This window comes from Paenibacillus peoriae KCTC 3763, assembly GCF_000236805.1.
GTDB classification, from domain to species: domain Bacteria; phylum Bacillota; class Bacilli; order Paenibacillales; family Paenibacillaceae; genus Paenibacillus; species Paenibacillus peoriae.
On sequence record NZ_AGFX01000018.1, the window covers coordinates 17,012 to 29,163 of the forward strand.

Below are 12,152 nucleotides of genomic sequence, written 5' to 3' on the forward strand. Positions count from 1 at the left end.
ACAAGAGCATATTCGGCGGAATACCGGAGTGTATAAGGAGGTAAGAGAGGTATGGGATACCAAGGAGGCGACTATGACGTCATTGTCGTAGGCGCAGGCCATGCGGGCGTAGAATCTGCTTTGGCAGCAGCCCGGATGGGCTGTCGTACGTTGATGATTACAATTAACCTGGATGTGGTCGCGTTTATGCCCTGCAACCCGTCTATTGGCGGTCCTGCAAAAGGTCATGTGGTGCGGGAAATCGATGCTTTGGGCGGTGAAATGGGTCGCAACATCGACAAGACCTTTATCCAAATGCGTATGCTGAATACAGGTAAAGGACCTGCGGTTCACGCATTGCGTGCACAGGCTGACAAGTTCTCTTATCAGCATACAATGAAGGAAACGATGGAGAAGGAACCCAATCTGACCCTGCGTCAAGGTATGGTAGAAGAACTGATTATAGAAGACGGCCATTGCGTGGGTGTGATTACGAAGACGGGCACAGAGTATCGGAGTAAAGCAGTTGTGCTGACGACTGGGACCTATTTGCGTGGAAAAATCATTATGGGTGAGCTGATGTATGAGAGTGGCCCAAACAATCAGCAGCCTTCAGTGAGATTGGCTGGGCATTTGAAGGAACTGGGCTTCGATCTCGTTCGATTCAAAACAGGCACACCACCGCGGGTGCATAAGGATACGATTGATTTTAGCAAAACGGAAATTCAGCCGGGTGATGATCAACCGAAGTTTTTTTCCTATGAGACGAAGTCTTCGGATAATGAGCAGCTCCCTTGCTGGCTGACGTATACTTCTGTAGAAACACATCAGCTTATTAATGATAATTTGCACCGTGCGCCGATGTTCTCCGGTCTGATTGAAGGAACAGGGCCACGCTATTGTCCATCTATTGAAGATAAAGTAGTACGTTTCAGCGATAAGCCGAAGCACCAAATCTTTTTGGAGCCTGAGGGTAAAAATACATCTGAATACTATGTTCAAGGCTTGTCAACCAGTCTGCCAGAGGATGTACAACTAGCTATGCTGCGCACCATCCCAGGGATGGAAAAGGTAGAAATGATGCGTAATGGTTATGCTATTGAGTATGATGCGATGGTGCCTACCCAGTTGTGGCCTACTTTGGAAACGAAAAAGATTCCCGGCTTATTCACAGCAGGCCAAATTAACGGCACCTCCGGTTACGAGGAAGCTGCGGGCCAAGGAATTATGGCAGGGATTAACGCAGCTCGCAAGGTGCAGGGCAAAGAGCCTGTTGTATTGGACCGCTCTCAAGGCTACATTGGGGTTCTGATCGACGATCTGGTGACCAAAGGTACAAATGAGCCTTACCGTCTGCTGACGTCACGTGCAGAATACCGTCTGTTGCTTCGTCATGATAATGCAGATCTGCGGTTGACACCAATTGGGCATGAGATTGGCCTGATTACGGATGAGCGATACGAGCGCTTTTTGGATAAAAAGCAAAAGGTAGAGCAGGAAATTGAGCGTCTTCGCTTGGCGAAGGTTCGTCCAGTTGATGTAAATGAAATGCTGGAGCAAGGCGGTTCCGCACCGATACAAGATGGCAGTAACTTGTTAACTGTACTGCGTCGACCAGAGATCAGCTATGCACAAGTGGCGCAAATCTCACCTTCCCCTGTCGCTCTTACTGAGGAAGAGCAGGAGCAGGTCGAAATTCAAATTAAGTATGCGGGTTACATTGAAAAGCAATTGATGCATGTAGAACGCCTGCAAAAGATGGAGAAAAAGAAGCTTCCAGAAGATATTGCATACAATGAGGTTCAAGGCTTGGCTATTGAAGCGAAGCAGAAGCTCGAAAAAATCCGTCCGATGTCCATTGGTCAGGCATCCCGTATCTCGGGCGTGACTCCTGCAGATGTTTCCATTTTGTTGGTTTATCTGGAGCACTATAACCGCGTAACGGCAGCAAGGGGATCATAATGGACGCCATACAACAGCAATTTAAGCAGCGGCTGGCCGAGCATGGCATTGTGATTAATGACAGTCAGCTAGAGCAGTTTGAAACGTATTACCGTGTGTTGGTGGAGTGGAATGAAAAAATGAATCTGACGGGGATTACAGAGCGTGATGCGGTGTACACCAAGCATTTTTACGATTCTCTTTCACTCGCCTTCTATGTTCCGTTAAAGGATGTGGGAAGTCTGGCTGATATTGGGTCAGGCGCAGGCTTTCCTGGTATTCCTTTGAAAATTTGCTTTCCACATATTCGACTGACTATTGTAGACTCGTTGAACAAACGTATTCAATTCTTAGCACATGTAGTAGAACAGTTGGGGTTGGAAAATGTTGAACTGATTCACAGCAGAGCAGAGGAATTAGGACGTAAAACAGGCTACCGCGATAGCTACGATCTGGTTACCGCCAGAGCTGTTGCCCGTCTTGCAGTACTGAATGAATTTTGTTTGCCTTTTGTCCGTGAAGGAGGTCACTTTGCCGCGATGAAGGGCAGTGATCCAACGGAGGAAATCAAGGAGGCTTCCTACAGCCTGAAAGAGCTAAAAGGGAAAATCAAGCATGTTCAAGCTTTTCATCTACCTGTTGAAGATGCAGCCAGACATATGATCATAATTGAAAAAAGGGCAGCTACCCCACGAAAATATCCGCGTAAGCCGGGTACGCCTTTGAAATCACCGTTAGTGTAAATGTTTGAAAGAAAGTGAGTGTTTCACGTGAAACATTCACTTTTTTTTATGGCTAAGTAGGCTCTCTTTATCGAAAATTTGTAGATACGGAGGAATTACTTCGTAACGAAAAGGAAAATGACTGAATAGGCAGCGGGATAGGAGGACAATTTATTATCTGATCCTTCCGAAAAGCTGGTAGAGGCGATAGGATTATGGCTGAAAAAGTGATAGAATAGAGATAATCGTTTTAATGTCAGTTGACTACTTCCTGTACTCATTTATCCGGGGATTTTGCAAAATCCTCTTCCAGCTATACATATAGGGAAGTGGGACAACAAGGTCGGGAGAGCACGCGAAGTGTATCCACTTATCGGGTTTTCTCATATAAAAGGGGTCTATGATCCGCGTAAGGAACTGTTTTTCACGAAGCGCTGTAAGTATGGTGCTATTATGAAATTAGGTGGTATTATACGGAATGAAAGAACAATTTTCCAGGCTATTTGGTTTGACGGAGCGATCCACTGGGGACGAAATAAAGCAACTTCCTGTCCGGGATATTGTCAGCAGTCCTTATCAGCCCCGCACCATATTTGACGACGAGAAGATTGATGAGCTATGCCAGACCATTAAGACGCATGGTGTAATTCAACCGATTGTCGTTCGTTTCCGTAATGGACAATATGAAATTATAGCAGGGGAACGTCGTTGGAGAGCTGTTACCAAGCTGGGAATGGACACAATTCCAGCCATTGTTCGTGAGTTTAATGATTCGCAAGCTGCATCCATCGCGTTGATTGAGAATCTTCAACGGGAAGGGCTGACTGCGATTGAAGAAGCAGTGGCTTATCAGAAGCTGATTGATCTCCATCAGCTTACTCAGGAAAGCCTTGCTCAGCGACTGGGTAAAAGCCAATCCACTATTGCCAACAAGATAAGACTGCTTCATCTGCCAGAGAGAGTGAAAGAAGCTTTAATGGAGCGGAAGGTGTCCGAGCGTCATGCTCGTGCGTTATTGTCATTAGAGACCGAAGAGCTACAGTATAAGGTTTTAGATGAAGTCATTTCTAAGGAACTCAATGTAAAACAGACAGAGGCACGAGTTGCCTTTTATAAACAAGTGTCAACGATTAAGAAATCCAAGCGGGTTTCCTTTACCAAGGATGTCCGGCTTGCGCTGAATACGATTCGTCAATCCATTGATATGGTGTCTGGCTCAGGCCTGGATATCAAAACCAAGGAATCCGATCACGAGGATCACTATGAGATTGTCATTCAAATTCCCAAACGTAAGTAAGGGATGCAGCGTATAGGCGGCAGCAATTGCCGCTTTTTCTGTCTAACGCCCAATAAAACCGCAGCATACTCGTATTCTATTTTATAAAATTGCCGTTATCCGTAAGCGAAGGATTAAGTAACGTCTCCATAGAGCATTTTGCATCATGGAATGTAGCAGAATTCCGATTAAATTATGAGGTGAATGAAGTGTCGAAAATAATAGCCGTAGCCAATCAAAAGGGCGGAGTGGGCAAAACAACTACTTCCGTGAATTTGGGCGCCGGACTTGCTTCCCTCGGCAAAAGGGTATTGCTCGTGGATATCGACCCGCAAGGTAATACAACCAGCGGTGTGGGTATCAATAAGGCGGATGTGGCAAATTGCATTTATGATGTACTCATTAATGAGGTTGATCCTAGTGAGGCGATTGTCAACACACAGATTGAGGGACTGGATATTATTCCAGCAACCATTCAGCTAGCCGGTGCGGAAATCGAGCTGGTACCGACCATATCTCGTGAGCTGAGATTAAAGAGATCGCTCCAGCTTGTGAAGCATAATTATGACTATATGTTAATTGATTGCCCTCCATCGTTGGGCATTTTGACGCTCAATTCATTGACGGCCTCTGATTCGGTCATTATTCCGATCCAGTGTGAATATTACGCATTGGAAGGATTAAGCCAGCTATTAAATACCGTAAGATTAGTACAAAAGCATCTGAACACCTCATTGCAAATTGAAGGTGTATTGTTGACGATGTTTGATGCCCGTACGAATTTGGGTATTCAGGTGATCGAAGAAGTGAAAAAGTATTTTCAAAGCAAAGTCTATCAGACGATTATTCCACGCAATGTAAGACTTAGCGAAGCCCCATCGCATGGCCAGTCCATTATTACGTATGATCCTCGCTCTCGTGGGGCAGAGGTATATATTGAGTTGGCAAAGGAAGTGGTATCTTATGAGTAAACGGTTGGGAAAAGGACTGGATGCACTCATTCCCTCCCTTACAGTCAATGAAGAGGACAAGGTTGTTGACATTCCGCTTAGCCAGTTGCGTGCGAACCCGTACCAGCCTCGAAAAACATTTGATGATGAATCCATTAAAGAATTAGCGGAATCCATACGTCAGCACGGTGTTATCCAACCTATTATTGCGCGTAGTGTATTGAGAGGATACGAAATTATAGCAGGGGAAAGACGTTTTCGGGCGTCCCAATTTTGTGGGAATCCAACCATACCTGTGGTCGTTCGCAATTTTACGGATCAGCAGGTGATGGAAATTGCCTTGATTGAAAACCTGCAACGTGAAAATTTGAATGCGATGGAAGTGGCAGTAGCTTATCAGGGGTTAATGGATCAATTTTCCTTAACGCAGGAAGAATTGTCCATGAAGGTTGGAAAATCACGTTCTCATATTGCCAATTTCCTTCGCTTGCTTGCATTACCAGAGGAAGTTAAAGATCATGTTTCACGTGGAACATTGTCCATGGGACATGCCAGAGCCATTGTTGGACTCAAAGATCCAAGCATAGTGAAGCAGCTAGCACTGCAATGTATTGAGCAACAGTGGAGTGTTCGCGAACTGGAGGAAGCTGTACAACAGCTGGATCACAAGCCTGGAGAGACGAAGGCCAAAGCCAAGGTGCGAAAAAGAGACCCCTATATTGACCATATGGAAGAGTCCCTGCGTGAGCGTTTTAAAACGACTGTGAAAATTAAGCACAATAAGGATAAAGGCAAAATCGAATTAAATTATTACAGCCAGCAGGATTTGGAAAGATTACTGGAGCTACTGCAGTAGTCTGTAACAATATGGACATGTCTCCTTGTGCCAAATGGAAAGTGAGATATGTCTTTGCTTTGTCTGAATCTGTAAGAATCAGAATGGTATTGATGGGTAAACTAATAGCCTTCTGTTATTTGTTTCGCTGTTCTCAAACGTATAAAATATAAGATATACAGGTACATGATTTTTGAGGTAGAGGAGTAGAAACAAGCATATGGCTGAATTGAATGGACTAATCATGGAACAGCTTGCTGGAATCGTTGCAGGGATCGTCTTCATTTTGCTCTTACTGTTGATTATTATTATTGTGCAGGGTGCAAAATTGAAGAAAATGCGGCGCAAGTATGAGACCATGATGGCAGGCAGTGGTGTCGAGAATTTGGAAACACTGCTGATTGATTTGAAAATGCAGATGGATTCGATTGAGGATGAGCAGGCAGCCCATCGTGCAAGCATGAAATCTCTACGCAGCAAATTGACTGGTCTGAAGGGACATGTAGGTATCAAGCGTTATAATGCTTTTGGCGAGAGGGGAAGCGACCTGAGTTTTTCTCTGGCTATTGTAGATGACAATCAGGATGGCATTGTGTTAACCGGTATCTATAACCGGGATGGCTCTTATGTGTATGCCAAGCCGCTGGAGGCTGGACAATCATCCTATTCCTTATCACCTGAAGAAAAAGAAGCTGTTACTCTTGCGCTGCAAGCAGGACAGAACGGTAATGCCACTCCTTAATCGCGGAGTATAAGCTGCTAGCAATGATATCTGATAAATTCATTACCAGATTTAGCCTTGTATTTTGCAATACAAAGTATTCCATGAAACCGCCGACGTTAACGATACCTGTCAAATGGATATCGCCGACCGGCGGTAATTCTTTATTTACGCCTGCTCCAGGCTTTAGCGGACCCTCTGCGACCTGGATGCACCCAACACTGGAGGTTTGTCCAAGACATGCATCGATGCCGATGATGTAAGGCTGTTCATACCGCGCATATATGTCATTAAGCGTCGTTTGCAGATTCATAGCATGCACTGGCTCCTCTAATGTACCATATAGGTTAAATAGGGGGCTTTTATAGCGTGATAAATGGGTACCTACGAGCGGTCCGAGGCAATCTCCAGTAGAGCGGTCGGTGCCGATGCAAATGATGACGATATTCTGTAGACTCGGTGCCTGATGCAGATGGAATAGCAAACGATGGATGATGGCTGATTGGATCCCGGGGTCGGTGTGTGATATTTTTAGGCTAAGGGGTTCTTGCCCCGGAATGAAGTCAGATGGATGAGACATGGTATCTTCCTTTCGCTCTGTAATGGAGTATGCCGGTTGCGCTCGCTTTATATAGATCGTTATGCGGGTAACATTTATTCTTTAGATAGTAGCTAGTATATGGATAAGTTTGTGTTTTTATACTTGGGAAAGTAGATTATTCATAGGCGTATGAATAACATCAGTTGATGAGTTTATATTGTAGGAAATAGAATGTGGGAAGCTGGAAGAGGGGTTCCCTTGTTTAAGGAGGAATACAGCATGACCTTTATGCATTGGCTGGAGGGCGACACAGGCACAGAAGAGGTAGTGAATGGTGCAATTCACTTGAAGGATGTTGTATGGAAGTTTATTACAGATGGTGAGATGTGGTCGGCCTTTTTATTTGTAATTTTGAAAATTGCTATTATTTTCATCATTACACGTATCTTTATTCGGGTTATTAATAAAATTATAGATAAGTCGATGCAGCAAAAGGGAGATAACGGCAGGTTCCGATTAAATACGCGACGGTTAACGACTGTTGGGGAGCTTCTTAAAAATGTAACGAACTTTTTCTTCAATTTCATTTTGGTTATGCTGGTATTGTCTCAAATGGGGATTAATCTCGGGCCTCTGATTGCCGGAGCCGGAGTGCTTGGATTAGCTGTCGGTTTTGGGGCACAGAGCCTGGTTAAGGATGTAATCACCGGATTTTTTATTATTTTTGAGGATCAGTTTGCCGTAGGAGACGTCATTCAGACAGGAACCTTCAAAGGAACGGTAGAAATGATTGGGCTGCGTACAACCAGACTGGTGAGCTGGAAAGGAGAGGTTTACATTTTACCGAATGGCTCCATTACGACAGTTACGAATTTCTCCATGTCCAACGCATTGGCCGTAGTCGACGTACCGATGAAGGCGGAGCGTAGTCTGGAAGAAGCGGTTAGCCTGGTCAAACAAGCAATCCGGGGAATTGAGGAGTCCAATGCACAGGTGCTGAATATACCGGATGTGCTGGGGGTCCAGTCCATGACTACAGCAGAGTATATTGTTCGTGTTGTGGCGGAATGTATGCCGAATACAGCGGCTGTGGTCGAGCGTGATATCCATAATAACATTAAGAAGGCTCTGGAGGATGAGGAGTATCGTCAGGCCGTGCTGGAGACGACGGCAACTCTCGAAAAAGAAGATTACGAGGAAGGAAAAGGGGGAGAGAAGAGTGGAGCGTAAGTCGTTTGAACTAGGGGACATTGTGCAGATGAAAAAGCCTCATCCCTGCGGAACAAATGAAATGGAAATTATCCGTATGGGGATGGATATTCGAATCAAGTGTGTCGGTTGCCAGCATAGTGTGCTGATCCCACGTGCCAAGTTCGAAAAGAATATGAAGAAGGTGCTGCGCTCGAAGTCCAATGCTGACGAGCAGAATTCGAGAACCATTTGAGCCGAGAAAGTGAATCATGATGGACAAGAATCAGCTTGCGTCATGGTTGCATTCATGATATAATAAACCTTGCTGCGGAAAGGTACCCAAGAGGTCCAAGGGGGCTGACTCGAAATCAGTTAGGCGTCGCGAGGCGTGCGTGGGTTCGAATCCCACTCTTTCCGCCACTAACTTTATTGAATAATTAAACCAATCTCTTACGCTTATGGGCGTAGGAGATTTTTTGATTTTCGGAAAGAGTTTTGAAGTACAGAATCAAATTTTTGAAAAAATACGCGCTATCCCAAAGTGGATTAGCGCGTATTTTCTGTGCTTTGAGGGACGAACTGAATGATATCTTCAATACCAAATGTTTTTTCCAATCCGTGGCTGTGGGCGATTTCGTTTATCGCATTTAAGATATTGACCAAGGTTTCCAACTTAATGGTTTTTGTATCGCCACTCGCTAAATCAAGAATAGTAGCAGGTCTTGTTTTCGACTCCACTGCGATCTTGTTACGTGTAGCTCCAATCATTTCTAGTGTTTCATTCAATTTAAAATGAATTTGACCCAAGCTAATGAGCCTCCTTAGAAACATATTGTAGAAAACTAAATTAGTTATTTGTTATTATATCCTACACTACCTTCATCGTAAAACTTTTTTCGTATATCCTATTGACATACTACTCACTGAGTAGTACTATTTTTATATAGTGTTACTAATAAAGTAGTACTTATTAAGTTTTATTAATTTCGGTTACATACTTTTGCTCCATATTACAAGGGAAGAAGGATAACTTATTTTCATCAGGGAAGGGGAAGCGATGTATGAGTAAATCATTGGGATTGGAATGGGCTTCGATGGTATACGGGCCGTATGATTTGCCGCATATGTATGAGATATTCGAAGGGGTTCTATATAAGGGATGCTACTTCTTCTATCTGGACAATGGTGTGCTATGTCTGCGTCAGGTACGCAAGTTGGATCAGCCGGAACATACACATTTGTTCATCGAGGGTGACAGTGCAGGGTTACAACTGGCAGAGGGGATTCGGCGTGATTTGATGGAGGTAGTAACGGAGATCATTAGAGATTGGAGGGACAAGAGCGGCCTTACTTTCCTGTTCAATGAATTGCTGTGTCTGCGGGGAAGGGGAGACCTGCGGCTCGATCTTATAAAAGACAAGGGTTAAGCTGTTCCTTCTGAGAGGTGTCGTTACAGCAAAAAATACTCCTGACAGCAACAGAAATCAGTATCGTCAGGAGTATTTGGGGTGGTTATAGCTGGTTTGGCGGATAATGATAGCGTTTTGTTCTCTTCGAGCCGGAGATCATCAGAAGGATGGCTGCAATCAAATGAAGGACCCAGCCTATGATGGGAATCCAGGCAAGCAAGGAAGTGAGTATACCCCATACAGAGCCGTAGATCGCCTCCTGATTGCGTAAGGACAGGATGAGTGTCACTGCATGCAGGATTAGCATGAAGCCCAGAGCCGAATAACCCGTCCCTATGACAATGGCTCCTCCCACAATCGGTACAGCAAGCACCAATTCGAATATGCCTGATATCCATTTTAGTATTCGAGAATAGCTCATCTTAAAACCTCCGTAATAGTCGGTCTTTGTATTTGGATATATTCTAGCAGAAGGAGCTGAATTAATCTGCATTTTACCAGTATATGCAAAAAGTGCGATAATGCAACAAAGGAGGACCCCAAAGGTCCTCCATCGTAGGCGATACATTTTTAACAGGATACGATCTGTCCAATCACATCATGAAACTTGGTGTACTGACAAGCAATACCAGTGTTGAAAAGACAGTGTCCTTTTACACAAACCTAACGCTTCTAATGCCTTGAATGGATCTCCTAACAGTTTGTCCGGCTACGTTGTCCAACGGAACCACACCTCTCTGTTGTACCGCCTAATCATAATATGGCCCAGATTCCGAGGAAATATACATTAATGAACGCGGGCTTTCGTTTTTTTCTTCCACTTGCGGTTATGGTTGGTTGTTTCCGGAAAAGAATCGCCTCTTTCCAGCGTGACTTGCTGCGGGTTTTGAATTTCGGTATGAAAGCTTTTTTCGCCTACTTCCATATATACGCCGTCATTTGGGACCTTGTCACCTGGCTCGAATTCGGTTTTTTCACCCATGAAATTGTACCTCCCTTAGATAAACGAATTTGGACTGCAACGGTTATTGTGCGCTGTCGTGAGCAGAAACATGCGGAAGTGGTATCGATGCGTAATTTTTGTTCCAGCAGGTTGCATTCAGTCGCTCAATTTGGTAAACTGTTTTAGTGCGAGTTTAGGCTCGTTCCTTGCTCTCAACCAAGATTGAGGGCCTTATGTCCATAAGGAGGTGTAAAGAATGCGCAAATATGAAGTGATGTACATTATTCGTCCTGACATTGAACAAGAAGCTGTTCAAGCGACAGTCGACAAATTCCAAGGTATCATCTCTAACGGCGGTGGCGAAATTACGAATCACGATGTAACTAAACGCCGTCTTGCGTATGAGATCAAGAAATTCCGTGATGGTTCTTTCGTTCTGGTAAACTTCACAGCAGAGCCTGCTGTTGTTACTGAGCTTGAGCGTATCATGAAAATTTCTGACGAAGTAATTCGTTATCTCATTACGAACGACGTAGCTTAATTATTGTACGTGATTATGTAATGAACAACGCTCAAAGGAGGGGATTGGATTGTTGAACCGTGTCATTCTGATCGGTCGTTTGACCAAAGATCCAGAGCTGCGCTATACACCGTCCGGTGTAGCAGTAACCCAGTTCACCCTGGCTGTAGACCGTCCGTTTACAAGTCAAGGCGGCGAACGGGAAGCGGATTTCTTGCCGATCGTAACCTGGCGTCAGCTTGCTGAAACGTGCGCTAACTATCTTCGTAAAGGTCGTTTGACGGCTGTTGAAGGCCGTGTTCAAGTGCGTAATTATGAGAACAATGAAGGAAAACGTGTATACGTGACTGAAATTGTAGCTGATAATGTGCGTTTCTTGGAATCTAACCGCGATAGCGGCAACGGTGGCGGCAATAGCGGTGGAGGTATGCGTGAGGAGTCTCCTTTCGGAGGCGGTAACAGTAATAGTGGACGCGGGAATAATAACTCGCGAAACAATCAGGATCCTTTTTCCGATGACGGAAAACCGATCGATATTTCGGATGATGATTTACCATTTTAATTGGGAAAGGACTGACAAAGAATGGGCTTCAGACAAAGAGAAGGCGGAGACGATAACAAAAGACCAGCTCGTCGTGGTGGTCGCAACAAACGTCGTAAAGTATGTTTCTTCACTGTGAACAAAATTACTCACATTGACTATAAAGATACAGACCTGCTTAAAAAATTCATCAGCGAACGTGGAAAAATTCTTCCTCGTCGTGTGACTGGAACAAGCGCGAAATATCAACGTATGTTGACAATCGCGATCAAACGTTCCCGTCAAATCGCATTGCTTCCTTACACTACTGAATAGTAGCGTGATGGAATAAAAAAAGAGATGTTCCCAATGCTGGGAGCGTCTCTTTTTTTGTGACTTTTTATATTGACAACAAGTGCCATCTATTGTAACTTACTTATAATACAATCCATGTTTAACCATAGCACGTAAGTTTATCTTTTATTTACTTGTAAGATTACAAGTTCCCCAACTCACCAGAGCAAACATCCCGATACTCCATCATGTTATTTTATATTACATCAAGTTCTATATTTTTTCATTTCCTACAAATTAAACTCATGAA

At 44.2% G+C, this 12,152-nt stretch carries 16 protein-coding genes and 1 tRNA gene; 13 read left to right on the forward strand and 4 right to left on the reverse strand.

Features of this window, described 5'->3' with window-relative positions:
• Positions 1 to 51 precede the first annotated feature (51 nt).
• The 6 genes from mnmG (at position 52) to KQI_RS0111000 (ending at position 6,445) form a co-directional block, all read left to right on the forward strand.
• Positions 52 to 1,941 carry a tRNA uridine-5-carboxymethylaminomethyl(34) synthesis enzyme MnmG gene (gene mnmG, locus KQI_RS0110975; protein WP_010346802.1) on the forward strand — a complete coding sequence of 630 codons (1,890 nt, stop codon included), beginning with the start codon at positions 52 to 54 and terminating at the stop codon, positions 1,939 to 1,941.
• Complete coding sequence (gene rsmG / locus KQI_RS0110980) at positions 1,941 to 2,663, forward strand: 16S rRNA (guanine(527)-N(7))-methyltransferase RsmG (RefSeq protein WP_007433244.1); 723 nt, start codon at positions 1,941 to 1,943, stop codon at positions 2,661 to 2,663. The genes mnmG and rsmG overlap by 1 nt, the downstream gene beginning before the upstream one ends.
• 457 nt (positions 2,664 to 3,120) lie before the next feature.
• Positions 3,121 to 3,939 carry a nucleoid occlusion protein gene (noc, locus tag KQI_RS0110985; RefSeq protein WP_010346803.1) on the forward strand — a complete coding sequence of 273 codons (819 nt, stop codon included), beginning with the start codon at positions 3,121 to 3,123 and terminating at the stop codon, positions 3,937 to 3,939.
• 188 nt (positions 3,940 to 4,127) lie between these two features.
• A complete protein-coding gene (locus KQI_RS0110990) occupies positions 4,128 to 4,889 on the forward strand; it encodes a ParA family protein (RefSeq protein WP_010346804.1) in 762 nt (253 codons plus the stop codon).
• Complete coding sequence (locus KQI_RS0110995; protein WP_007433241.1) at positions 4,882 to 5,724, forward strand: ParB/RepB/Spo0J family partition protein; 843 nt, start codon at positions 4,882 to 4,884, stop codon at positions 5,722 to 5,724. Before KQI_RS0110990 ends, KQI_RS0110995 begins: the two co-directional genes overlap by 8 nt.
• A 199-nt stretch (positions 5,725 to 5,923) precedes the next feature.
• On the forward strand, positions 5,924 to 6,445 hold the full coding sequence (locus tag KQI_RS0111000) for a DUF4446 family protein (protein ID WP_010346805.1): 522 nt from the start codon (positions 5,924 to 5,926) through the stop codon (positions 6,443 to 6,445).
• Here KQI_RS0111000 and yyaC read toward each other — a convergent pair.
• On the reverse strand, positions 6,399 to 7,004 hold the full coding sequence (gene yyaC / locus KQI_RS0111005) for a spore protease YyaC (protein WP_029390113.1): 606 nt from the start codon (positions 7,002 to 7,004) through the stop codon (positions 6,399 to 6,401). The two genes, KQI_RS0111000 and yyaC, sit on opposite strands and share 47 nt — an antisense overlap.
• 240 nt (positions 7,005 to 7,244) lie before the next feature.
• Here yyaC and KQI_RS0111010 point away from each other — a divergent pair, with 240 nt between their 5' ends.
• The 3 genes from KQI_RS0111010 (at position 7,245) to KQI_RS0111020 (ending at position 8,576) form a co-directional block, all read left to right on the forward strand.
• Positions 7,245 to 8,195 (forward strand): mechanosensitive ion channel family protein, encoded by a 951-nt coding sequence (locus tag KQI_RS0111010; protein ID WP_010346807.1) that lies wholly within the window; start codon positions 7,245 to 7,247, stop codon positions 8,193 to 8,195.
• The gene (locus KQI_RS0111015) at positions 8,185 to 8,409 is read left to right on the forward strand and encodes a DUF951 domain-containing protein (protein WP_010346808.1); all 225 of its coding nucleotides are present in this window, start codon (positions 8,185 to 8,187) and stop codon (positions 8,407 to 8,409) included. Before KQI_RS0111010 ends, KQI_RS0111015 begins: the two co-directional genes overlap by 11 nt.
• Positions 8,410 to 8,485: 76 nt before the next feature.
• Positions 8,486 to 8,576: transfer RNA gene (locus KQI_RS0111020), tRNA-Ser, on the forward strand.
• A gap of 126 nt (positions 8,577 to 8,702) precedes the next feature.
• Here the strand turns inward: KQI_RS0111020 and KQI_RS0111025 are convergent.
• Entirely contained in the window at positions 8,703 to 8,963 is a 261-nt protein-coding gene (locus KQI_RS0111025) for a hypothetical protein (RefSeq protein ID WP_010346809.1), read from the reverse strand.
• A 254-nt stretch (positions 8,964 to 9,217) separates the two neighbouring features.
• Between KQI_RS0111025 and KQI_RS0111030 the strand changes: the two genes are divergently transcribed.
• Positions 9,218 to 9,583, forward strand: a complete 366-nt coding sequence (locus KQI_RS0111030) for a hypothetical protein (protein ID WP_010346810.1) — start codon at positions 9,218 to 9,220, stop codon at positions 9,581 to 9,583.
• Between the two features lie 85 nt (positions 9,584 to 9,668).
• Here the strand turns inward: KQI_RS0111030 and KQI_RS0111035 are convergent, their stop codons facing one another.
• Together KQI_RS0111035 and KQI_RS0111040 are read right to left on the reverse strand one after the other, a co-directional pair.
• Positions 9,669 to 9,986, reverse strand: a complete 318-nt coding sequence (locus KQI_RS0111035; protein ID WP_010346811.1) for a hypothetical protein — start codon at positions 9,984 to 9,986, stop codon at positions 9,669 to 9,671.
• A gap of 366 nt (positions 9,987 to 10,352) precedes the next feature.
• Entirely contained in the window at positions 10,353 to 10,547 is a 195-nt protein-coding gene (locus tag KQI_RS0111040; protein WP_010346812.1) for a YjzC family protein, read from the reverse strand.
• Between the two features lie 217 nt (positions 10,548 to 10,764).
• On the opposite strand from KQI_RS0111040, the gene rpsF reads away from it, so the two are divergent.
• Genes rpsF through rpsR form a run of 3 tightly spaced genes read left to right on the forward strand, consistent with a single transcriptional unit; the run spans position 10,765 to position 11,884 of the window.
• A complete protein-coding gene (rpsF, locus tag KQI_RS0111045) occupies positions 10,765 to 11,049 on the forward strand; it encodes a 30S ribosomal protein S6 (RefSeq protein ID WP_007433230.1) in 285 nt (94 codons plus the stop codon).
• Positions 11,050 to 11,098: 49 nt separating this feature from the next.
• Positions 11,099 to 11,590, forward strand: a complete 492-nt coding sequence (gene ssb / locus KQI_RS0111050; RefSeq protein WP_010346813.1) for a single-stranded DNA-binding protein — start codon at positions 11,099 to 11,101, stop codon at positions 11,588 to 11,590.
• 21 nt (positions 11,591 to 11,611) lie between these two features.
• Complete coding sequence (gene rpsR, locus KQI_RS0111055; protein WP_007433228.1) at positions 11,612 to 11,884, forward strand: 30S ribosomal protein S18; 273 nt, start codon at positions 11,612 to 11,614, stop codon at positions 11,882 to 11,884.
• The last annotated feature ends 268 nt before the right edge of the window (positions 11,885 to 12,152 follow it).